Source organism: Serratia sp. PF-27, from assembly GCF_030053255.1.
Classification (GTDB): domain Bacteria; phylum Pseudomonadota; class Gammaproteobacteria; order Enterobacterales; family Enterobacteriaceae; genus Serratia; species Serratia bockelmannii.
In genome coordinates, this window is sequence record NZ_JASGBT010000008.1 from 56495 (window position 1) to 79162 (window position 22668).

Sequence of the window (22668 nt, forward strand, 5' to 3'; positions counted from 1 at the left end):
ACGCCGGGAGGAATCCGGGTGACTGATGTATGCCGCCACGTCCTGCGACAGGCTGCTCAGCGCGTGATTCTCTTCTGTCAGCTGCGCCCGGGGAAAAGTCTGCTTCAGCTCAGACAGCAGTGATTCCGTTTCGTCAGCCATAAAAATGGCGCACACGCCTTTCTCACTGGTGGCCACAAGGAAATAGCCCAGCACAGACTGTGCGATGGCATAGCGAATTTTTTCGATTGAAGTGTTCATATTCACCGTCTCCATATTAAGGGAACACAGTATGGCCTCTGCGCCTTCAGCGAACTCTCCGGCTCTTGCTTTCTGATTTTTTATATCTGCCGTTTTCGTTTTATGAGCTTCCGGCAGTTCTTTTTCGTTCAGATAAAACAAAAAATCACTCACGGTCGGTGCAGTCCGCGTCGCAGATACGATGCTGCTGAAGAATAGAAAGCAAATAACGGGATGAAAAACTATGGGGTGCGGGTAAGCTGCGGCACTTTTAGTAAAATGAGATATAACGATGTCTGAAATCTGTGAAGCTTCTTACGAACGGGCCTCTCTCTGGCTGTCAAAGCAACCCGAATGGGCATCCCTTATTACACGCGTTGGTCCATGTGGTCATCAGGCTAAGCCGGAAAGAGAGCCCTATGAAGCTCTGATACGCGCTATAGCCTACCAGCAACTGACTGCCAGAGCGGGCGATGCCATTCTCGCCAGGCTGCGCGCGGCGTTTATGACTGAGGCTTCCGCATTTCCTTCACCAGCTCAGCTTGAGAATGCCAGCCCGGAACTCCTGCGTCAGTGCGGTTTTTCTACCCGAAAAGTCGCGACTCTCCAGGCTATAGCGCAGGGGGCGCGGACCGGTCTCGTTCCGGGAAGAAAAGAAGCGGTCATGCTCAGTGATGAGGAGCTTGTCGCCCGGCTGACATCGCTGAAAGGGATCGGGCGATGGACGGTCGAAATGCTGCTTATCTATACGCTTGAGCGCATGGATATCATGCCGCTTGATGACTTCGGTATCGCAGAGGGGCTGCATTTTCTTTATGCGCCTGAAGGTGTGTTGTCCAGGAGGGAACTCCGGATACTCAGTGAAAAATGCGCGCCTTACCGGACTGTGGCGTCCTGGTATCTTTGGCGTATACCGCAGCTGCCTGGCTATCGCGAATTCAAAGCCTCCAGACCAGGACGTTAAGCAATAAACCTGCGCAGAAGGCTGCTCGCGATCTGCAATCACTTCACTTATATAACCTGGAGGGATTTCCCCGCCTGATTTTTTGTCTGAATTTTACTGGCTGGTAATCGCTGATTAATATTCCATTGAGATGATCTGTCTCATGCATTATCGCTCTGGCCAGCCAGCCATCAGCTTCACCCTCAATATGATTGCCATAAACATCACGGGCACACCAGATTATGCTGACCGGCCTTGAGACCGGACACCACACAGCATTCATCGAAAGGCAACCTTCGTTTTCGGTAGAACGCTGACGACTGACGGACTTAAGGACGGGATTAATTAAAACCATCGCACCGGAACGTTTCCCTTCAGCCATGATGGCAATCACCCTGAGCGATACCCCCAGCTGAGGAGCAGACAGGCCAATGCCGTCATAATGATACATAGTATCTTTAAGGTCATCTGTCAGAAGAACGAGCTGTTCATCGAAAATTTCAACCGGCTTAGCCCGCTTGCGTAATACAGGATCCGGAAACTGTCGGATATTTTTTACGGCCATTTTTGTTCTTTCCTCACGACGTACAGTTGAATGTAAAGATGGCAGGGAGGGTCAGTTATGGATATCGGCTTCTTGCTTTTTATATAAAAAAATAAAAAGCAAGAAGCCGAGTGAGTTTTATTAATGAATAGAGAAAATAAGATTACAACAGCAAAGGAGATACGAAATGCCTGTGAAAATACAATATTCTTCTGGTGACAGTTCACTCGGCGAGTTTTTTTTCGCCGTGTCAGAATCAGGTCTGGTCATGCTTGAGCCAGGCGTTTCCATAAACAACGGATTAGCCCGCCTGCAGATAAAATATCCGGAAGGCTGTTTTACACACAGCGATGCAGAGCTCAGAGAAGTCGCACAAGCACTGGCGGACGTCATGGATATGCCCGGCGCAACGTTCTCTTACCCGCTGGCACCTTCCGGCAGCGAATTTGAGATGAAAGTCTGGGCACTGCTGAGAGAGATCCCGGCAGGGAGGCGGATAAGTTACGGTGAACTGGCAAAGCAGATGGGGCAACCACGTGAAGCACAAAAGATCGCCCAGGCATGCGCAGCGAATACAATTGCCGTTCTTATTCCCTGCCATCGGGTCGTAAAAAAAGACGGTTCTCTCTCGGGTTTCCGCTGGGGATACTGGCGTAAAAAGTTGCTGCTTGAAAGAGAGTGTTCTACGTCAGCAATGTCCGCTGATTTGAACGAGCCACTGCGTCCTCTGGGAGAAGCACAATGATAACCGGAAATAACGTATTGCCTGTTCAGGAGGTTGTATCCGCAGTGGACGGCACGCTGTGTCTGAATGACGGCGCCACTGATTGTCGGGCGGCATGGTTTGTTGCGGCAGTGAGTCGTTTAGCGTCTGATGAACGAAAACGGCTTCGGCTGCCTGAGGAACTGAACGCTGACCAGGTGTATGCGCAACAGTCCGATAGTTTTGACCGTCAGGTAAGAAATGTCATTACCTTGTTTGATCTGACCTGTTTCTTTGATTTTAACCGCCCGGGTCAGCAGCATCAGACGATTGCCCCGGCTGCGTTCGACTACGAGGCGGGATTGGTCAAGCCAGAAGAGATGAAAAAATGGCGCGCCGGATACAGAAAACGGTCGCAGATTCAGCAAATCATGATAGCCACACTTATCTGGCTGTATCAGGGGAAAATAAAGGATACAACATGGTTGCGCCGGGTACCCTGCACGTGGTCACTGGGAGATGTTCTGAAAACGCTTCATGATAAAAGAATGTTATCTGTATGGATGAATTTAATCAAATCTTATAACGGATGGTAACGGAGCAGTTATATTAAATAATGTTCAGGAATACACCCACTTCCAATAAAAAGCATGAATAAATGTTTGTTATTGATATTTTAAGTTATTTTTAAATAATTAGAGCATTGCATCAATCAATTCACTATGTGATTGGCTAATTATCATGTTTTTATTAGTTATCTGTAACGATGATAACAAACCAAACCAGAATATGTTGAAAAACGCAATGAGCAATATTTCTCCGGCCAGATTATTATGACGTGCCTGATTTTGGCTGTGAGTTCGACCGATGGATGCACCATACTTATTAAGCCACTATGGGGGTGATTCATAGTCTCGCCTTCTTCCCGGCCTTTCATATCGCTTCCTGACTACACTGTTAAGTCTTTTCTGGCTGTAAACCGATAAGTCAGGGCCTGCTTCCTGTAATTTAATTTTGAGTGAAATCAGAAATTTTCAGCATCTGCCACACAGCAATCCTAGTTCAGCTTTAAATCCCCCGCCTGAGCTTTTGAGGCGGGCGAGCAGTGCGCAGCCTGCCCCTGAATGCCGCGTGAGCGGCATGGAGGCGCCAGAAATCGTTAAGGACGGCTCTTATGCCATCGGGCGCCGTGAGCCCGGCAGAGCCGGTTACAGGCTTAAATATGGCGAAAGCCCAACCCCTCCCTGTCAGACGCCGTTTAAGCAGCGGCCTTTCAGGCGCGCATTAGCCTGATGGTCGTAGACGAAAGATAGAAACCGCAGGCCTCAGTCTTAAAGCAGCTCCATTTTCTAGTTACATCATCCATCTATAAAGCGACTCTGTTCCGGCCCTGCGGGCCGGGGCGGCGGCGCTTTTCAGGTGGGTTTCGCTCGATGCTCAGTCTGTGCCGGTGTGTATGGCCGCTGGCTACCTTCGGTAATGGAGGGGTTTCTGCAACTGTTGAGCTATGCCCGCCGCTTCTGGCGGGAGCTACTTCTGACGCGAAGCGGCTAAACCGAACCGGCGCGGACGGAGTCCGCTGCAAGGGCGGTCGTTATTCACCTGTCCACAGGACGGGTGGCGAATAGGTTTTATTTTTAAAGGTAAGTAATACCAGTTCTTTAAAAGAATAAAGATCGGTTGTTTAAAAGGAACAGCGCGGTTTAGAAAAACGCCGGACAGCAGTTAACCGACTATGCGGTCAGGAGTTATGAAAACAGGCCTCTCGCGGTTAATGTGGATAACTTAAAAACGAGTTCACCGGCGCAAAATCTGTGCGCCGGATCCCATTCGGGTGGCCGGAGTAAGAGGCTGATGTGGATGAATTTTATGCGAATGGCTTGCTGCGGACGTGCGAAGGCCTCCGGCGCAAACCGGATAGCTGAAAACGGGGCGGAGTGAGGGGGATAACGGCCGTTCTGGCCGGATTCCGGGCAGGGGAAAGCCGGCGCGGCTGCGCCAGTGAGTTGCGTGAGGTCTCTGCGGGTGTCAGGTCGTGACCAGCAGATCGTCGTCCAGTCGGGCGTAGCGGCCGCGTGAAAGCTTCATGCGCTCGGTGACGCGGCGCTCAATCTCGGCTTTCACCGCGTCCAGGCCGCCGAAGAAGCGCTCGTGGCGGATTTCTTTCTGAAGCTGCAGGCGGACCAGCTGCTCGATGTCCTTACGGGTGCGCGGCGCGTCTTTGCGCGCGCGGTGGCGCTTCATGCCGTGCTCGCGGCGGGACTTCTGGTACTCGCGGAAGCGCTCGCGCACGAACGCCCAGGCGGCGTTGATGAGCTCGCCGGCGTCGGCGCGCGGCAGGCCCTTCTTCTCGCGCTGGCGGTTTTCCCACTCGATGCGGCTGCGGCGCGCGGCCGCGACGGCTTCTTCCGACACGTCGAGCACCTGCCACATCAGCGGCGCGAAGGTGATGTCCGTAGGGATGTTACAGCCAATGTCTTTGTCATATTCGGTGGTGTAGGTGAGGAGCTTCAGCTGCGCCAGGAACTGCACGGCGCCGGTGAAACGGGTGATCGAGAGGCGTTTTTTCTCCGTGGCCAGACCGCAGCGGATGCTCATGGTCGTGAGCGAGGCCCCCACGCGGTTGGCCAGCGGGTTGTAATAGTGGCAGAGCGCCTGCAGCGCGGCTTCCAGCGCGCGGATGCGGAGTTCAGGCGGACGGCGCTTGCGTGCTCCGTGGGCGATTTCCATGGCCACCAGTGCCTGGAACTCGATGCGCTGCGTAAAGCCCGACGCTTTTTCACGGATTTTTTCGCAGAACGGCAGGGTTTTTTTGCCTTTTTCCGGAATAAATTCCGGATTCGGGTTTTTCACCTGACGATAAAATGATGAGTTATCAGTTACCTGCTTATTCAAACCTTCCTGCGCTTATGTTGCACAGAAGGAGCAGGCACCGAAGGTATTGCAGTTTTTCGGGCATGAATCTATACTCCCCGCATAGAGCAACAGCTTCTATGCAGTTTTTAGGGCCCCGTTAATCTTCTCTAGGTCGGCAAACTTTGAGGAAGATTATCGGGGTTTTGTTTTTTCTGGCCTTAACTAATCAGTCAGCACCAGTCTCCTGCCACCTTTCGGCGTGGCTAACCAAAGATCTCAATCGATCTGCAATCTATCACCAGCAATCAAATCAGGCAAGGAAGTAAAGTCTTTACCGTGAAATTTATTGATGATTCAAGGATTTTTCCAGTAAGCGCTCAATATATTGAGCCTGAGTGATACCTTCTTTAGTACATGCATCAACAAGTAAGTCTTTCAACGGATTACGGACGAAAACCTTTAGTTCTTTATGCGTTTTCCGTTTGCGTGCAACAGCAGCTAACTGTTTCTCAGAATCAGTCAGAGGCCTTCTCGGAACGGCTGCGCCCACACTTAACATTTTTGAGGAAGTGACTTCTTTTGTGTGCTGTGACATCTCTGCCTCCTCGATAACGATTCATTACTAGGCAGAGCATACTACAGGTACTCATAATCAGCGACTTAACTTTATAACACGCCCAGGTTGCCGCCTGGACACATTAGCGATTTGGTTAGTAAGTCGAATGCCAGTCTGTCCCGCCGTCCCATCGTGACTGCCAGTGCGTCAGATAGGTCTGCGCCAGCGACGGTACGCCACGCACTACCACGGCGTTTTCCGAGTTGGACTCAGCCGCGCTGCGGGAGTAGTTGAATGAGCCCAGCTCCACGTTCTGCCCGTCCGTGATGATCACTTTGTCGTGCATGATTTTGTACTGGTCGTTGGTGCGCAGCGGTATGCCGGCATTCACCACGACGTTCATCGCCGCCTGGCTGGCTTTGCTGCGGTTGCCCTTTTCGTCCACCACGACCCTGACGTCTACGCCGCGGCGCTTTGCCGCAACCAGAGATTTGACCACCTCGGGCGAGGTAAAGCTGTAGCCCATCAGCCGTATACTCTCGTGCGCATCATCCAGCGTGCGGAGGACCAGCTGCTGCGCGCTGCCTTCGGGAGAAAATCCGACGTCAATCGAAGGAACGGTCGCAGACACGGACGTGGCAAAACTGAGCGCGATCGCCAATGCGATTGCGCCTGATATGAATTTCATAGCGGATTCCTTAGCGGAAAATAAAAAAATAGGGACCTGAAAAGGCCCCTGAAGGGTTCTGCACATATAACACAAATGAATTTTTCACTCTTGCATCGGTGGGGCTGTGGAGCAGCCTTACCCATTGTATCGGCAGAACATTCGGAAGCTTTAGCCGCTGAGGTGCTCAGCGGTTTCATGTGCCGGCAGGCTGGCCAGAAGTGAACGGTGAGCCTGTCAGCCAGGCGTCAAAGCTCAGGTGAGTCGGCTTCTCTGACGTTTCTCTTATCAGCACGTCACCGTACCCGCCGCTGACCGATACGGCATAGCTGGCGACGTGCCTGGCCAGTGACATCGACGGAAGTATGGCCACCTGCCTGCCGGTGCTCAGCTCAAGTACACCGAAATGATGATCTCCGGACGCCCCCACCTGGACATACCCCCCCGCACCGACGGCATTGCTGCGGTGCGGCACGGGCCGGTACTCGATCCCTTCGGACACGATATTCTCTGCGGCGTTCTCATTCCCCTGCGCCATCTGCCAGGCGCCGGACTCATAATCCACGGCCCAGATCCATTCCCCCCCGTCGAGTTGCAGGGCCAGCTGTTCAACGCGGGCGGCCAGAATTGCGCAGCTCATCTGCAGGGCCGGACGGACGCTGTAGCCCGCCCGGACAAATTCGATGCCGGTGAAGACAATTTCGGTGCGCTCGCTTTCCGTCAGATAGCCACGCACTCTGCTGGCCGCCGCCATGACCATCAGGCGCCCTTCCATCCTGGCTAGCGCATGAAGATGCCGCCAGCCGCTGATGCAAACGGAATTCTCTTTTGAGGCCCGCCGTTCACCGGACCTGATTTCAGTCATCATGTCTGTGATATCCCGTTTGTCAGGCTTCCTGTGACGCCGCTTTAAGCGGTGATGGCGCCACGTAGTTCTGCGCCGCACGCTCGATGGCCTCGCGGCCCGCGTCCAGCAGACGCGGCTCGCGCAGGCGTACTTTATATCCGCGCCCCCGCGCCGGCAGGCTGGCCAGCACCATGTTCCAGAGAACCGCTGAGCGCACCGCGGCCGACGGCGATCGCTTCCAGCTGTATTCACACTCAAGGTCAAACTCACAGACGGTGGCCAGCGCCGGGTCGGTCAGCACCAGGCGCTGTGTATCCTGCGGACCCGGTGCCGCATCGAGCACGCGCAGGAGATGCTGCACGCGATCGGCGCGCACGTAGCTGCGGCGCTCGCGGAACGGCATGGTGGCCAGCAGCTGCTGCTCAGAGGGCGGGCTCACCTCAACGAACCGGTTTATCCGCACCGCGTCCTGCGCAAATTTGTCGGCATCCTTAATGTAAAGCGAGCTGCCGCGGATGACCTTCCCACTGAACAGCGTGACGTTCTCCCCCTCCTGCAGCGCCTGAACTTCATCAACGTCGACCTTTTTCTTCTCGCTCACCTGCAGGCGGTTATCATCGTTCCAGCCGCCAAGGATGCCGGCCTGCTGCACCATGCTGCCCATGTGCGCGCGATACTCTGTGCCGGCCATCAGCTGCAGGATTTCCAGCGTATCTTTCGGATCCATGATTTTGCCGGTGATGCGTACGCCCATGTTGGCAATCAGCGTCCAGACCGCGTCGCCTGCGGCCGTTTTCAGACGCTGGACCTCCTGACCAGCCAGCAGCAGGCAGTAGCCCAGCGAGCGGATTTGCGTGGCCAGTTCGCCGAGCTTCTCGCTGTAGCCGGCGCCAACCTCATCGATAATCCAGAGCAGCGGAAAGCGGTCTTTGAATTTCCGCACCTTCATGTTGTCCTTCGCCCGGCCTTCCAGCTTCTCGCCGAGATCCTGGCTTAAAATCATGGCCAGCTGAGACTGGTAAAGGCGGCCGAGCGTGGAGCTTTCGCTGGATGAGAGCTCCAGCGCCGGCACCAGCACGATCAGGATGCGGTCGTTGTGCACCACGTCGCGCAGATCAATGTCGCCGGCGTCGCGTGCGAACACGTGGCCGTAGGTGTCGTTGAACAGGCTCAGCATGCGGGTGAACTGCTGCATCAGGTAGCCGTGCTGGCGGTTCGCCTCCGGGTCCCACTCTGACGGCGTGGCCACCTTCTCGATGTCGAAGCCGGAGAGCGTGTCCAGATAGTTCTGCAGCACGTGGCGGATTTCCTCATGCCACTGCTCCTCTACCGCCTGGATGTACAGGCCGGCGATTTTGCGCAGCGGCAGGTGCTGCTGAATGGTGCGCTGGGACAGCGTCGTGCCCTCCCGGCGGCACTTGTAGACCAGCGCAAAAATCAGCGCCTGGTTCATGGCCTTGGCCTTTTCCTGCCATTCGCCGCCGCTGCTGCCGGTTTTGGGTAGCATGGAGTCCATCAGGTTAACGATGTAGGTTTCCTGCGCCAGCCCGAAGACGGAGGTGCTGTTGGTCTCCGGCCGCCCCTTGACGTTGTCCAGCAGCTGCTGCGCCCGCGAGGCGCCCCCGGTGATAAAATTCATTACACGCAGGTCGTCCTCGCGGCCGAAGCGGCGTGCCATGGACATCGTGGCAATCGCCACGTCGTTCTGCGCCTTATGGTCAGAGAAGATAACTCCCTTACCCCAGCACAGTGCGTTGAACACCCAGCCCAGCAGCGTCTCGGTTTTACCGGCGCCGGTGGTGCCGAACATCAGCACGTGCCGTGTCAGGTCGTCCATCGACAGCCACAGCTCCCGCCCCGCGTCTTTGCCGCGCAGGTAGCCGGCGTACAGGATGCCGGCCGCGCGGCCGGTGTGGATGCGGATGCTGGCCACCGGCAGAAAGCCCAGCACCTTCGCCGGCACCTGCCGTTCGGTGGAGGGGTCATCGCGGTTCATGTCCGTCGGCATGCGCATCGGCATTTTCCAGCGGCCTGCCGGCGCCACGACCATTGACCAGAACAGCAGCACCGGCAGGCTCAGCAGCAGCGTGGCGGGCCAGACGATACCCGCGACCACCGCCGCCGGCATGGCCCAGAACAGCGTACCGCCTTCGCTGAGCATGTCCGTCAGCCAGGAGCGGCCGACGTGCCGGTTCACGCGCGCGTTATCCAGCGTCGAGTTATTGTCCGACATAATCTCCTCCGTTCAGAAACGCCGTCAGCGCCGCCGGCGAGCTCAGCACGCTCTGGGGCACGTAGCGCCCGTCGTCAGCGATCGTCCACGGCGTGCCCGGCAGGCGGTAAGCCCGGAAAGCCACCTCGTTGACGCCAATCGCCCCGCGGGCCGTTTCGGCCTTCGTCTCATCCGTCACCGCCGGCGCGCTCTGCGCACCGCCCGGCACGCCGATGCCAGCATCGGCCGCAAACAGCTGCTTCCAGGCGGCGGCACGTTCGGCCTCCGGCAGTGCCATCACCGGCGTCAGCACGTTCAATGACGCCTCGCGGCCCTCAATGGTCACGGGGAAAATCACCACGTTGACGGCGCCGGCGGCGGTTTCAAAATGGCGTTCCATGCGCTGACAGTTCGGGCAGGCCGGGTCGGCAAACACGTAAATCGTGCGCGCGTGACCGCTTGAGAGAGGCACGGTAAACAGCCCCCGTGCCGCGGCTTTTTTAAGATTGCCCGGCAGCTCCGCGCGCACGTTCTGTGGCAGGCTCCAGCCGTTGTCGTTGGTGGTCACGGGAGGCTGCGGAGCCGGTGCCGGGCGTTCGGTACGCAGGCCATTGTCATAGGACGGCATTACCGGTGAGGCGACGGGGGCAGGTGGCGGCAGAACGGGGCGCGGCGCATCCACTGTGGTGAGCAGACGGCCCTCAGGAGCCGGTATCAGGCCGGAAAGGGCGACGGGCTTAATAAGCAAAAGTCCTGCCACAATCAGGGCTGTCGCGACATAAGCGTACTTCCGGTGCCGCTTGCTGCGCAGGCGCTTACTCTCTACAGTGGTCAGCAGGCCGGTAATGCAGTGCAGCAGCTGCGCGGCGTCATCGCCGCGGTAGAGCGGCGTCAGGGCATCCCGGGCGTTCTGCGCGTACAGACCCTCACCGTGCATCACAAACCACGGCATCTCTGCCAGCGGCAGGATGAACAGCGGTTCTGATACTGCACGGGTATGGAAATGTGCGCCGTTCATCCCGTGTCCCTCTTCCGGCGTATGGCGGCGGGCGCTCATAAGGTCGCCGTGGATTTCGGCGGTGAACGGGCCTTCTCTGCGTGTCATGCTCATCATCAGTTCCTTATCAGCGCACGCCGGCGCCGTCGGTGAATTCGTTTTCGCCCGCGTCGGGCAGATACAGTGCGTCCGGGAATGGCACTTCGCGCTGTGGTTTTGCACGCTGAGTACGCGCATCGCGCGGGTAAACGAGACCCAGCGATTCAAGCTCGTACTGGAGCCCGGCAATCGCCTCGTCCGTCATCAGCGGCGGACGAGGCAGGCTCAGCTTCATGGCCATCTGCTCCGCGCGCGCCTGCGCCACGATGCCCGCGCCCTCGACAAACACCTTGGCGGTGTCGGCGCTGTGCAGGCCGTACCACAGCGTGCGGTCACAGCCCTTCAGCCAGCGAAAGCGCGCCGGCGGCAGCCTGAGGTCGCGGCCGTAAAGTCCCGCCAGCGCGGAGCGCACCGTGCCGTGCCGCTTCAGCCACTCGCTGACGCCCGGGCAGGCGAGCACCCGGGCGACCTGCGCTTCGGAGACCTTCCAGTCGGGGACGCTGCGGAACTCCGGCGCCCGGAACAGCCTGCGGGTCATGCAGGACCGGTTCAGGTCGTCCAGCAGCGTGGTCGCAGCCGACCGGTCATCCGCAAACACCTGCAGCCCGAATACGGCCAGCAGCGCGCGCTCGTGCGGCTGCCACTGGTCCGGTGACGTCATGGCCGGGCCGGTCTGCGCGTCAAACGCCGCGCGGGCGGCGTCGCGGTCCAGCACCCGGCGCTTTATCAGGCCCTGCTGCTCCGCAAACTCTTCGGGCTTCAGCGCCCAGGCGTTTTCTGCAGTTTTGTCGTTCATCAGCCCGTCGCCGCGATGCCCGGCCAGCACCGGAATAACGGAAGGCGCAAAGGTGGCCATCACGCGGGGCAGTGAGTGAATGTCGATCGCGCGACGGCTGCGGAAGCCCAGCGCGGGGTGACGCGCCAGCGCCCAGCCGGTCACGGCTATCAGCGGCACCATCGGCACGAACAGGATGCCGGCCGTGGCGTTAAGCACGCCCTGCCATTCGCTGAGGCTGACCGCTTCGGCGCCGTTGCCGGTGGCGGCCAGCAGGTTGATGCGTTCGGCGGCGTAGCGATGGATGGCCGGAAAGTCCGCCATGCGCCACAGCCAGTAAAGAAGCCAGCAGCTCCAGCGCACGAAGTCGGCAAAGTAGAGCCAGCACAGCAGCGCCGTGAGGCCAAGGGTGATCAGCACCATGGCCGGCTCATTGTTGCCGGCGGCGTTCGGATGTTGGGAGTACATGTGAGAGTTTCCGGAAGCGGAGACGGGAGGTCCGTCAGACTGCAGATAAGAAAACACCGGCGCGTGGCCGGTGTCAGAGGAAAAGCGTCAGGATGTCAGTGTATCAGGCCAGATTAGCGGCCTGCGGTACCACCACGTTGTGCTCGTATTCCACAAAGCGGCTCTGGATGCCAACGTGCAGTGGCCACGGCTCCTTCGGGTACGGCTCTGAATAGCTGTTATGGCTCATCGCACCGAGCGTATTAAACAGCTCTTTAGCCACAATCGGATGCGCGTTAATGCTCAGCTCCGGCAGGTCAGGATTCTTCGTCTTCACGCGCAGCGTGCTGCCTTCCAGTTCGCTGTCCGACCAGTCATTCATGGTGAGCCCCACCACGTCCACAATGCCCTTTTTGAACATGTGAATGTACAGAATGCTGCCGTGTTTCGTATCAATACCCAGATACTTACCGCGCCCTGCATCCAGTACCTGATGCTGCTTCTGCGGACTGAAACGCTCATCGCTGGTCAGCATTGCTACCATCTTGTTGAGCTTACGACGTCGGGCTTTTTTGGCATAAAAGCGAAAAGCAAGGGGCACTATGATCGCCGCCCACACCATTAAAGAGAATAAATGGAAATCCCCTCCAAAACTGCCAAGGTCTCGACCGTTAGCTTCTCCCTTAAGAATTAATAAAGAAATGATTCCATAACAAACCAACATTGGCAGTGCCATGAAATAATAAACAAACTTTATAATGGTCCACATGTTTTCAAGCTTTGAATCAGTGCGTTGTATTTTTTTCATGGCATCCTCCTGCCTTTAATCCTCTGATTAAATTATACGCACACCTGTGCATAATACCAGGTATAATTACTTAATTCCGTCTTCTTTAGGCGAGCCGCTATTTTGGACTTTCTGCAGTCCGGGTGTCCTGCGCGATCCTCCTCCTGCCGCTGCAAACATCCCTTTAACGTCATCAACCATTCCGCCCATGATGCCGGCCATACCTGCACCGCCAAGGAACGTGATCACATAATCTGCTAGCGTAGCCTGCAGCCCGAAGACTCTCGTAACGCCAAACGTTGCAATACGTGCATACATCATCAACCACCCTATGAGCTTAACCAATCCCATTATCGAATCGGCATTGGCGTTAGCTAGCGCGGGCCCAAACAACAAGTTCAGCAGCGTCCCACCCGCCATCACGGCGACGGAGGCAAAAAAGAACCCCAAGACCATCAGAGAGGGGCGGAGCATCATATCGATAAGGAAAATATAACCGTACGCGCTGCGGCTGCCCTTATCCTCCTCAGCGCCGAGATGCGTGGCAGACCACATCGGGCCCGCTGCACATCCCACCATGACGCTGACAATCCAGTTAAATACCCCGACCATCCAGTACAGGAAAGGCACAGCCGGGAGGAATACGGCCAATGAAAAACCTACGGCGAACAACAGCAACATCAAGAAATAGAAAGGCGGAGAAAGTTCAGTCAGAACATCTTTAACCACTGCTCCCGGGTTAATAAACAGCAGACCACCAATTTTACCTAATACAGAGTTATCGGCAGTCGATGCGGCAGCCAACGTAAGGGTATAAGCCGCCATAGCGGTTTCTGTGGCACCTAATGTGTAATCACCGATGGTTTGCATCTGGATAAGAGGGTTGACCTGATTATTAAAGCTGGCAGTTGAACTTAAATTCTGAGTCGCAATCCAGTTTGTCATTACTTGCACAGGGCTGCTAAAAAAGCTCACAAACACCGCATTTGGATCAGTGACATTCAGAGCTGCACCGTCATCCTTAGCCGTCTGCGAACCCAGCGGCGCGGTGTAAGTGCTGTTCTGCACCTGCGACCGGTAGGCCGTAAACACCTGGTGATACAGGTCGCCGGTGCCCGTTTCGCCGTGCAGACTTGCGCCTGACGTCACCGGGGCCGCGTTGGCCACCTCGTTCGTTTTGCTGTTGGCCGTTGCAAACGTGTTGTACCAGGCGCCCAGCGAAATCCAGCCGTAGGTTTTGAGCTGCGAGGTCAGCTGGCTCTGCAGCGAGTCCTGATAGTTGAGCTGGTTCAGCGCGTTGTTGACCGTGGTTTCATAGGCCGCCGCCGCGTTCTGAATCGTGGTCTCCGGGTCGCTCAGCGTGCCGGTGTCCTGGTCCCGCTTGCTCAGGTACGCGTCGACATAGGCCTGCGCCGCGGCATCGAGCGTGGACTGCATCGTATCCAGCGCCCCACGCTGCGCCGTGGTCACGCTCGCCGTGTTCACCGCCGAGCCGAACAGGCTGTCGAGTACGCCCGTTGAAGGCTCCGGGATGCGGGCGCTACCGCACAGCGCGCTGCCGTTGCCGGTGGTGTAGTCGCCATTGCCGCCCTTGGTCTCCATCAGCGACGTTCGCGCCTGCCCGTCCTGGTACAGCGAGGACAGCTCGCGGTTGGTGGCGTATTTGCACAGGTTCATCTCAAACACCGCGCGCGCCGCCGATCGCGTGGAGGGCGCCGTGGGCTGCACGACCAGCGACATCCCGCTGCTTATCATGTCGGCGGCCTTGTCGGTGAGCAGGTTGGCGCTGCCGATGCCCATGGTGGAGGCCGCCCACAGCATCACCAGCTGCGACAGCGACCAGCCGGATGCGGTGGGGATAAGCGTAATAAAGCCGGCAAAGCTCATCACGGGGTGCAGCATCGAGCGTCCGGCGCTGAACACCTTACCGTCCTGCCCGCCCTTGAACAGCGTTTTCAGCGTCACGATAAGGAACCACACCAGCGCCACCGTGCACAGCACGCCGTTCAGCAGCGCGAACAGCGAGCCGATGAGCGTGGCCTGCCCGGGCTGGAACGGCGAAATCACGACGTCGCCGAATATCATCACCAGCGCCTGCCGGGAAAGGTCCCCGGTTTTGCTGGCGGCGTCGCTGATGGTCTGATAGTCCACGCCGTCGGCGAGCGCCGGGCAGGACGCGGCGCACAGCAGAGCCGCCGCCTGAATTTTTGTCAGTAGCTTCATGGATTACCTGCGGGTCAGGAGCTGACCGGATGGAATAAGTGAGGGCCGCAGCGCGGCGCTATTAGGGCGTTATCAGCGGCCGCACGGCAGCGAGGTCGCGTCGCGCAGGATGAGTGCAAGGTGCGTTTTCAGCGCACGAACGCCAGCGGATACCACACAGAACGCAGCGATCATCGCGGCGGCAGCCAGCGCCAGCGCAAAGCAGGCGGCGAAGAGCAGAGAGCCAGTCAGCACCATCCACTCCACCGGTGTCATGTTCCCCGACTGTGCGTGGTCCCGGAGGAGAATGATGTGTGGCCACAATGCGTAAATGAAGAATACGGCCATGCCCACCCGGGCGATGACGCTCAGTGTTTTGTTCAACATGATAGGGGTCTCTGAGTGCGCCGGTGCTTCACCGGCGGGCGGACGCCGCCCGGTGAAAGGCGGGGTCAGAAGGGTTTACTTCACGTACTGCCAGACGTGCATAGGCACGCGGTCAAACAGTTTGCCGGCGGCAAATTCCGCCTTGCGGTGGTCATAGGCCTGAGTCATCACAAATGCTTCTTTGGCATCTCCGGTGTAGCTCAGGTGTTCATAAACCTTTTCGAGCGTATCAAGGGACTGGCAGCGGCGGAACTTCATAAGCCATTCGGTTCGGGTCATCTTGTTCTCATGGGTGAGATAGCAATGCGGGATTGGCATAGTGCCGTAAAATGTTTGTGCGCAATACAGTGAATAGGCTGAATTCACATCACTTTTTCGGCTGGAGATTGCGGTATTCAGTCACAAACTTCGTCACCGCCGCCGGCTCAAACAGCAGCTGACCGCCCTCTCTCGCGGCCACGGGCAGCGCCACGCCGCGCAGGCGCTTTCCGCGACTTGCCGCCTGCCACAGCACCAGCGGAGCGATATCCGCCTCCCGGGCAACGGCATCGAGCGTCATCAGGGGGGCGCCGGACGCCTCCGGTCCCGCTTCCGGTTCCCGCGCGTGCCACTTCTCGGCGAACGCCGTGGCCTCGGCCTGATCGAACATCAGCGCCGCCCCGCGCACCTGACGGCGGGCGGGCAGCGTCATGCCGTCCAGCAGGCCGTCCGTTTGAGCGGCGTGAAGCACCTCACCCGGCCTGACGTTCAGCAGGCCGGCAAACACATCCAGCCGGATATACATTTCAGTTCCTCCCGGTACGTTCAGAGCTGCAGCAGATGGCGCGTGCTCCAGACCACCGCCCCGATGGCCAGCGTCAGGCCGGCGGGCAGCAGCCCCAGTAGCAGCAGAGCGCGCCATACCAGCGATTCCGACATCAACAGGACGCGCTGAGCCTGAGCCTCATCGCATACCGGCTGCAGCAGCTCGACGGCGTACTCCAGCGGAGTCAGGATCTGCTCTGGCGCACCTGCCGTCCGCAGGCTGTGACGGGCTTTACGTAGCTGGCTCAGGGCATCCAGGCAGTGCTGTCCGGCCGTCAGGTCACGCGCCCGGCTGGCCTGTCGCGCGCGGTGCAGCAGGTGTAAAATGATCTCACCCCGTTCACCCAGCTCCGCATCGTCCAGCAGGGTGATCAGGCGGATCATGATTTCTTCACGCTGTTTATTTCGCATGCGCCCTCCCCCTCATAATAGACCGCCGCTCAGCACCTGACGGCACCAGCGCGTCTCCTGCAGGTACGCCTGAAAACTGCCCTCTTCTGACGCCGACACACGTTTCTCCGTCAGCTGCCACAGGCGATAGCTCACCTTCAGGGCCTGCACGAAGCCGGTGGCGGCGAGCAGCAGCAGGACCAGCACCACGCAGCCCACGCGCAGCCAGCCGGTGCCGCTCACGCTGCTGCCGGCGGCCGTCAGCATCAGCAGAAAGCCGGCGGCGGGCAGTCCGGTGAGCCACATCAGCCCCCACCAGATCCAGCGGCTGACGCGGAAGTTACGGACAAGGCGCGCGGGCGTCATCCCGCTGTCCGCCACGGCCTGCGACCAGTCCGCGGGGCGGTAGTCGCCGGCGCCGCGCCCGGCCGTCACGTCGCGGATGCGCTGCCACAGGCGCGAGACGTTGCGCCCGGCGTGGCGCGTCACGCTGGACACCTCCCACGCCGGCAGCACCACGTTCAGCGCTATCCAGCCCACGCGCTTCGGCGTCAGAAAAGACTTTTTCGCGCCGGTCTCCGGGGTGCGGTTATCAGACTGCGTCATGGTGCATCTCCTTCCGGGATAATTACGGGTTCAGCCAGTGAAAACGTGACGTGGTGCAGCACGCCGAATGCGCGCAGCGCATCGAGCAGGAACGCGTACACGCCGGTGATCGCGGCGCTTTCCATGCAGCGGATGTCGGGCGTCAGAAAGATGACCTGCCCCGGACGCTGCCGTAAGCGGCGCAGGTCTAAGCCGGCGCCGCCCGTGAAGCTCTCCGCCACGTGCGGATGGTGAAAGATGGCCATGCGGTCGCGGATAGCCCGCGCCGACTCGCCCGCGCCGTCCTGCGTCAGCAGCGCGCGTGCCGTCTGCAGCGCCGGGTGCTTCTGATACAGGCGGCTCCAGCGGGCGATGGCCGTCCAGAGGTCGTCCGCCCACAGCTGCCCGGCCAGCCCGCCGAGCCCGGCGCTGCGCCCGGTGAAGTGGCCGGTGTCGTCCGCAAAGGTCAGCACGCAGGCCATGAGCTCGCGGGTGAGGTCGCTGTAGTCATCAGCCGGAAACAGCGCGGTGGCCAGCGCACGGCAGCCGTCTTCGGCGGTCACCTGCCTGAGCGCCCCGAGCACGTCCCAGACGTTGCCCTCCTGCGTCTGTCCGGGCGCCAGACGCCACGCCTGCCAAGCGTTTTTCCAGCGCGGCGACTGCCAGAAGGCCTCCCACAGCGCACCGCAGGGGTCCAGCACCAGCACCGGGCCCTCGCCCGCGTCCAGCAGGGATGAAAGCGCGCCGGCGTCCGGCGCGAAGGTACCGCTCGTTATCATTGTTGTCTCCGTGGGGGTTACTGTGCGCTCACGCCGGCACTCAGCTGGGCAGAGAGCGCCTGCAGCTGAGGGGCATATTCATTTTTAGCCGCCAGCGCCAGCTGCTGACCGCTGATGATGTTGGCCTGACGCAGCTCGTTTTTGATGCCGAGCGCCAGCCAGTTGGCCAGACTCTGCTGACGCGCCATTTCACGCGCCAGGTTGTCGCCGTCCATCGCCTGCAGGTCGGTGACCCACGCGGTGTTGGCGTAGCGGCGCCCGACCTCAAACGCCTCAAACTCGCGCTCGCTCATGGTGCCGGTCTGCTTTGCCTGCGCGGACGCGGTCTGCTGGAAGTAGCTTTCCGCCGACGGCGCCTGACGGGCCTCGGTGAGGGCCGCCTGCGTGGCGTCCTGCGGCTGGCTCGCCGCCACCATGTCCAGCTGGGGCTGCATCGCCGCGCTCTGCATCGCCTTGTACTGCGTCAGCAGGCCCTGATACTCCTGCCCGGTGGCGGTCTGAATCTCGCCCTTGCCGGGCGTGCGCCCGGCGTCGAGCTTCGCGGAGTTGTTCACGTAGGCCATGGCCGCGTCCGTCTGCGCCTGGGTGAAGGTCAGCTCCGGGTCTTTGCCCGCGGGACCCGCCCCGTCGTACAGCGATCGCGCCTCGGTGTCGCCCCCCGGAAGCTGAGAGACCGACGGGCACAGGCCCGTGCCGCCGTAGAGCTTTGCCTCCTCTGCGGTGCAGTAGGCCGCGTGGATCAGCGCGCTGCGGTAGCCGCCCTGACGGGGTGATACCGGGAGGCTCGCCAGCGTCTCGCGTACGGCCGCGCTCGACACGCCGCTGCCGCCGGCAAGCTTCGACGCCGATGCCCGGGTCGCCTGGCTCACCTGTGAGGCCGTGCCGGAGGCCGACTCGCTGCAGATGCTGTCCGGCACGGTGTAGGCCGCGCGCGCCTTCTCCAGCCGGTCGGCCTGACGGTTGAAGTTCTCCGCCTCGCGCTGGGTGCGCGCGGCCTCCGTGACGGCCGTGGTGACCTTGTCGGCGTTCTGCACCACGGCCGTACCGGTTTCCGTTTCGGCGGAGAGGATTTCGCCGAGCGTGGCCTGCATGGTGCCCAGCGCAGGCTGGATAACCGTCTGCACCGGGATACTGGTCATCACCTCGACGGGATAGGCCAGGGCTCCGGGGGAAAGCGCCGCCAGCACGCAGGCGGCAAGCAGCCGGCGCCCCGCAGGGCGCCAGTGTGTGGATGGTTGCATATCAGCACTCCTGAAGGGTCAGAGGTCGTAGCCCTGTTTATCGATAAGCTCGGTGGCAAGCTGGCGGATGACGCTGTCGCCGCGCTCCTCACCGGCGGTGCGCCGGCGGTGCTCGATGACTTTTTCGGCAGAGCCGTTCGGGAAGAAGCGGCCGAGAATGCGGCGGGTGGTCGCGGCGCCGACGTCTTTCTCCAGCGTGCGGCGCAGCGACATGTCCACCGGCGTGGTGCTGTGGCCCCACAGCTCCTCCGGACCGACCGTGTTCTTCATGATGTGGGCAATGGTGCTGCCCCCTTTGATACGGAAAATGCCGAGGAACGGCACGCCGCTGCCGTCCGCCGACGGCCCGCTGCCCATGCGCTCAAAGCGGTCCAGCGTGACGTCCGGTACCTTAAATCGCTCTTTAAGAAGCCGGCGGTCTTCCGGATCCACGCCGACCATATAGACGGAGTTGGCCGACTGGCGCAGCGCCTCGGGCATGTCACGGAAATACTGCGAGGCCAGCACGGTGCGCACGCCGAACTTACGCTGCTCGCGGTCGGCGGTCTCCAGCATCGGGAAGATAAAGGGGACGCCCTTCGCGTTGTGCAGCTCGTCGTACTGTTTGGTTTTGACCTCCTCGTCCAGCTGCTGCACGCGGGCGCGATGCAGGGCGTGCCAGCGTTCGTGCAGCGCGGGAAAGAGCTCGTCCTGATACTGCGGCAGCACGAAGTCACCGCCCGCGATGTGCCCGGCGAACAGGTACATCATCCCGGTCTGCAGGTAGCCCGCCTTGGACTTGTCCCCGGCCACGTACTGAATGTCGACCGTAATCACGCGCGCCCTGGGGCTGATCATAAAGCGCGTGCGCCCGGCAAACATACGGTACTGACCGCAGGCGTCGCTCAGGCAGCGGGCGATATAGCTAATCAGGGCCTCACTGCTGCCGTCGCGCTCGATGGTGCCGTACATGCTCTTGTAATCCTCGCTGAGCAGGCGCGGCGACATGTCGGCAAGCTCCGGCACGGCCTGAAACTGCGCCCGCTGCGCGGCCTCGGTTTTGCCGGCATCCTGCAGCAGGTCGCACACCTCATACCAGGTGGCGTTGTCGCGGTAGTCAGGATGTTTCTCCCAGATGGCGGCCTCCTCCAGCGCAGCGTCGACCGGCGGCACCAGCCCGGGCTCATAGCGGCGCGGATCCTCGCGTGCAGCCTTAAACGAATCGCTGACAAGCCGGCGCAGAATCGCGGGGGTGTCGCGCCCGTTAGGCGGTTCGCCGGTCCCGGGGTCGATACACAGGGCTGCCAGCGCGTTTTCCATAAACTCAGCTTCGTAGCTGAGCGGTTTTCTGAGCCCCAGCTGGATATCGAACAGGTTGCGGCAGTATTTCACGTCGTTGCGCAGGATGATGCTCAGCACCTCGTCCTGACGCTCGGGCGGCAGGCCCGCCCGCAGTATCGAGGTCATGCCGGTTGCGCTGAAGCCTTTCTCAATCCCCGCAAAGAAGGGCAGCTGCCGCTGGGCGGACATGGCCAGAATGATGGGCTGACGGTTGATAAACACCGACTTACCGCCGCCGGATTCGCCGGCGACGATGGAGGTTTTCTTGGTCTGGTTGGAGGCCGCCAGCGCCACCGGCATCAGCTTGCCGTCCGGCCCCACAAACAGGGCATCGCCCTCCTCGTTCCACGCCGTCGTGGGCCGCGAGAGCGGCAGCAGGTTCAGCGCCTCCGACAGCGGCGGATACATCAGGCACGGCCCGCTGGCCGCCGAGGACCCGGTGAGGGTGGCCACCCACGCCTTCACCGGGTCGCCGAAGGTCTGCGTGACGCCGCAGATGCCCCAGGAGGTCAGCGCCTGCTGCAGCAGCGTCAGGTTGCGCGTCACCGTCGCGGGCGAGTCTCCCCAGGTGGCCGCGGTGATGGTCATCACGCACACCGGCTCGTGCATCTCGCGCGCGGCCAGCATCGAAATCGACTGAAAGATGGGTCTCAGACCGGGCACCCACTCGCTGAAGCTCAGCACGCCGTGCTTGCCGCTGAGGCGGCGCATGCCGCCGGGCATCAGGTCCTGACGGATGCGGAACGGCACGCTGCGGGGAATCAGCTCGCGCAGCTTCGCAAAGCTCTGCGGGTTCTGCGGGCCGAGGTTCACGGCGATCGTGCCGTGCCACACGCCGCTGATTTTCAGCAGGTTGTTCTGGATGTCCTGGACGTTCGTCCCCATGACCTGAAAGTTCAGCCAGGGCGCCAGAAACGGCGTGGTGTCGTCGCCCTGCCGTACGCCACGGGCCACGATGCGATCGTCCGGCAGCAGCGGCTGCCAGTGCTCGCCGGTGCCCGGGTCGACCTGCCTGCGCAGCACGCGGCCCGCCTCGTGGACGTCCATGCGGCGCATCAGCACGCCCTTGCCGCTGTCGCCGAGTGCGCGCTCCACCTGAGAAAGAAAGGCGTCATGGCGGATTTTCAGGCCGGGCAGCTCGGTCAGCAGCGGGTTCTGGCCAAACACGGCCGTCGGGCTGCCCTTTACCAGCTCGCTGATACGCGCGTTTTCATCGCGCAGCTCGTGCCCGGCGAGCACCCCGCGGCCGGTGTAGCACACAAGCCAGGTGCGCTCGGCGTTAACCCAGGGCGACAGCTTTGTCACCTGCTCGTTCAGCAGATAATCCAGCTCCAGGCCCGTGCGCTTCAGCGACTGATACTGCGGTTTGAGCAGCCGTCTGATTTCGGCCTCTCCCCCGTCCGGATCGCACTCGTGCACGGTACTGAGTTTGTGACCGGCAAAGCGATAATGTGCGGTCAGCGACTCCGTCATGCGGTCAAGCCGGCCCTGCCAGGAATCATCATGCGTGGCCGGCAGATTTTCGTCCGGCTCGCGGTAGCTGCCGGCCACTTCATATACCGTCACAAAGTCGCCGTTCTGGGTAACACTTATATAGGGGGCCTTCAGCTCCGGGTGGCGGATGCGATCGTCGTCGCTCAGGCGCACCACGGTGTGCAGGTCGCAGTAGTCGGGCAGGTCGCGCGACACGGCAAAGCGCGTCGCGGCGGTAATAATTTCTTCAGTCCAGCGGATGAGGCGGTTTGGCATACAGGTCGCTCCGGGTATAGGTATTCCAGGCCGGGGTGTGCACGGCGCTTGCGGCGATGCGTCCCATCGGCAGCAGCAGGGTCAGGTCACTGAACACGTCATGAGGCAGGATAAGCACGCAGCCTTCCAGCCGCTGCTGCAGACCCGCGCGCTTCGCCGGCGGCAGCTGACGAAAGGCCGCCGCAAACTCGCTGGCGCGGGAGGTGCCCCACATGCCCTCCACCTCGCGCGCGTGGCGGGCCAGCCAGTTCCAGATGCGGCGGGACGTTTTGCGCACGGCTTTGCTGTCGCTGCGCAGCCCGATAAGGGCCCGGCGCTGCAGGTTGATGATGTCCGCCGCCGGCGCGTCCGGCAGCCAGGCGAAATGCCCGTGCGCAGCGGTGGGGCTGTCGAGATTCATGGTCAGCCAGCACAGCGCGCAGAGCGGCTGTGCATCCGGCCCCTGCCACAGGCGCTGCGCGCGCGTGCCGCAGCAGCGGCAGGGCGGCCCGGGTTCGACAGAAACGGGCCTCGGGGGCACGTCTTCACCGCTCACGTCCGGCACGAGCGGCAGCAGCCC

Annotated in this window: 23 protein-coding genes and 1 pseudogene; 3 read left to right on the forward strand and 21 right to left on the reverse strand. The window is 60.3% G+C overall.

The annotated features are described in order from the left end of the window. A pseudogene (locus QMZ29_RS25800) lies at positions 1 to 255 on the reverse strand (hypothetical protein); the annotation flags it as partial. A 256-nt stretch (positions 256 to 511) separates the two neighbouring features. Here QMZ29_RS25800 and QMZ29_RS03760 point away from each other — a divergent pair. Continuing rightward, a complete protein-coding gene (locus QMZ29_RS03760; protein WP_283003295.1) occupies positions 512 to 1183 on the forward strand; it encodes a DNA-3-methyladenine glycosylase family protein in 672 nt (223 codons plus the stop codon). A 43-nt stretch (positions 1184 to 1226) separates the two neighbouring features. Here the strand turns inward: QMZ29_RS03760 and def are convergent, their stop codons facing one another. Further along, positions 1227 to 1727, reverse strand: a complete 501-nt coding sequence (gene def / locus QMZ29_RS03765; RefSeq protein ID WP_283003294.1) for a peptide deformylase — start codon at positions 1725 to 1727, stop codon at positions 1227 to 1229. A gap of 166 nt (positions 1728 to 1893) precedes the next feature. Between def and QMZ29_RS03770 the strand changes: the two genes are divergently transcribed. Together QMZ29_RS03770 and QMZ29_RS03775 are read left to right on the forward strand one after the other, a co-directional pair. Continuing rightward, complete coding sequence (locus tag QMZ29_RS03770; RefSeq protein WP_283003293.1) at positions 1894 to 2451, forward strand: methylated-DNA--[protein]-cysteine S-methyltransferase; 558 nt, start codon at positions 1894 to 1896, stop codon at positions 2449 to 2451. Positions 2452 to 2495: 44 nt separating this feature from the next. Further along, positions 2496 to 3005, forward strand: a complete 510-nt coding sequence (locus QMZ29_RS03775) for a hypothetical protein (RefSeq protein ID WP_283225720.1) — start codon at positions 2496 to 2498, stop codon at positions 3003 to 3005. Positions 3006 to 4437: 1432 nt separating this feature from the next. Here the strand turns inward: QMZ29_RS03775 and repA (QMZ29_RS03780) are convergent. The 19 genes from repA (QMZ29_RS03780) to QMZ29_RS03865 form a co-directional block, all read right to left on the reverse strand. Then, on the reverse strand, positions 4438 to 5304 hold the full coding sequence (gene repA / locus QMZ29_RS03780) for a plasmid replication initiator RepA (RefSeq protein WP_283225721.1): 867 nt from the start codon (positions 5302 to 5304) through the stop codon (positions 4438 to 4440). Further along, complete coding sequence (gene tap, locus QMZ29_RS25805; protein ID WP_071825190.1) at positions 5297 to 5368, reverse strand: RepA leader peptide Tap; 72 nt, start codon at positions 5366 to 5368, stop codon at positions 5297 to 5299. The genes repA (QMZ29_RS03780) and tap overlap by 8 nt, the downstream gene beginning before the upstream one ends. Positions 5369 to 5608: 240 nt before the next feature. After that, positions 5609 to 5860 (reverse strand): replication regulatory protein RepA, encoded by a 252-nt coding sequence (gene repA / locus QMZ29_RS03785; RefSeq protein WP_283225722.1) that lies wholly within the window; start codon positions 5858 to 5860, stop codon positions 5609 to 5611. Between the two features lie 115 nt (positions 5861 to 5975). Beyond that, the gene (locus QMZ29_RS03790) at positions 5976 to 6509 is read right to left on the reverse strand and encodes a phospholipase D family nuclease (RefSeq protein ID WP_283225723.1); all 534 of its coding nucleotides are present in this window, start codon (positions 6507 to 6509) and stop codon (positions 5976 to 5978) included. 175 nt (positions 6510 to 6684) lie between these two features. Continuing rightward, entirely contained in the window at positions 6685 to 7356 is a 672-nt protein-coding gene (locus QMZ29_RS03795; protein ID WP_283225724.1) for a hypothetical protein, read from the reverse strand. A gap of 19 nt (positions 7357 to 7375) precedes the next feature. After that, positions 7376 to 9568, reverse strand: coding sequence for an F-type conjugative transfer protein TrbC (trbC, locus tag QMZ29_RS03800; RefSeq protein WP_283225725.1), 2193 nt, complete (start codon positions 9566 to 9568; stop codon positions 7376 to 7378). Beyond that, positions 9555 to 10661 carry a thioredoxin fold domain-containing protein gene (locus QMZ29_RS03805; RefSeq protein ID WP_283225726.1) on the reverse strand — a complete coding sequence of 369 codons (1107 nt, stop codon included), beginning with the start codon at positions 10659 to 10661 and terminating at the stop codon, positions 9555 to 9557. The genes trbC and QMZ29_RS03805 overlap by 14 nt, the downstream gene beginning before the upstream one ends. A 10-nt stretch (positions 10662 to 10671) precedes the next feature. Continuing rightward, positions 10672 to 11886, reverse strand: a complete 1215-nt coding sequence (locus tag QMZ29_RS03810; RefSeq protein WP_283225727.1) for a secretion/conjugation apparatus DotM-related subunit — start codon at positions 11884 to 11886, stop codon at positions 10672 to 10674. A gap of 103 nt (positions 11887 to 11989) precedes the next feature. Next, on the reverse strand, positions 11990 to 12673 hold the full coding sequence (excA, locus tag QMZ29_RS03815; protein ID WP_283225728.1) for a plasmid IncI1-type surface exclusion protein ExcA: 684 nt from the start codon (positions 12671 to 12673) through the stop codon (positions 11990 to 11992). A 66-nt stretch (positions 12674 to 12739) separates the two neighbouring features. After that, positions 12740 to 14875: a DotA/TraY family protein gene (locus QMZ29_RS03820; RefSeq protein ID WP_283225729.1), complete on the reverse strand. Its 2136-nt coding sequence runs from the start codon at positions 14873 to 14875 to the stop codon at positions 12740 to 12742. A 72-nt stretch (positions 14876 to 14947) separates the two neighbouring features. Further along, on the reverse strand, positions 14948 to 15241 hold the full coding sequence (locus tag QMZ29_RS03825; RefSeq protein ID WP_283225730.1) for a hypothetical protein: 294 nt from the start codon (positions 15239 to 15241) through the stop codon (positions 14948 to 14950). A gap of 75 nt (positions 15242 to 15316) precedes the next feature. Continuing rightward, on the reverse strand, positions 15317 to 15520 hold the full coding sequence (locus tag QMZ29_RS03830; protein WP_283225731.1) for an Hha/YmoA family nucleoid-associated regulatory protein: 204 nt from the start codon (positions 15518 to 15520) through the stop codon (positions 15317 to 15319). Positions 15521 to 15608: 88 nt separating this feature from the next. Then, positions 15609 to 16025: a hypothetical protein gene (locus tag QMZ29_RS03835; protein ID WP_283225732.1), complete on the reverse strand. Its 417-nt coding sequence runs from the start codon at positions 16023 to 16025 to the stop codon at positions 15609 to 15611. A 20-nt stretch (positions 16026 to 16045) separates the two neighbouring features. Then, a complete protein-coding gene (locus QMZ29_RS03840; RefSeq protein ID WP_283225733.1) occupies positions 16046 to 16456 on the reverse strand; it encodes a hypothetical protein in 411 nt (136 codons plus the stop codon). A gap of 12 nt (positions 16457 to 16468) precedes the next feature. Then, positions 16469 to 17041 (reverse strand): conjugal transfer protein TraX, encoded by a 573-nt coding sequence (gene traX, locus QMZ29_RS03845; RefSeq protein ID WP_283225734.1) that lies wholly within the window; start codon positions 17039 to 17041, stop codon positions 16469 to 16471. Then, a complete protein-coding gene (locus tag QMZ29_RS03850) occupies positions 17038 to 17799 on the reverse strand; it encodes a prepilin peptidase-dependent protein (protein ID WP_283225735.1) in 762 nt (253 codons plus the stop codon). The genes traX and QMZ29_RS03850 overlap by 4 nt, the downstream gene beginning before the upstream one ends. 17 nt (positions 17800 to 17816) lie before the next feature. Then, positions 17817 to 19040: a conjugal transfer protein TraW gene (traW, locus tag QMZ29_RS03855; RefSeq protein WP_283225736.1), complete on the reverse strand. Its 1224-nt coding sequence runs from the start codon at positions 19038 to 19040 to the stop codon at positions 17817 to 17819. Between the two features lie 18 nt (positions 19041 to 19058). Further along, complete coding sequence (locus QMZ29_RS03860; RefSeq protein ID WP_283225737.1) at positions 19059 to 22109, reverse strand: ATP-binding protein; 3051 nt, start codon at positions 22107 to 22109, stop codon at positions 19059 to 19061. After that, on the reverse strand, positions 22081 to 22629 hold the full coding sequence (locus QMZ29_RS03865; protein ID WP_283225738.1) for a conjugal transfer protein: 549 nt from the start codon (positions 22627 to 22629) through the stop codon (positions 22081 to 22083). The genes QMZ29_RS03860 and QMZ29_RS03865 overlap by 29 nt, the downstream gene beginning before the upstream one ends. Positions 22630 to 22668 lie beyond the last annotated feature (39 nt).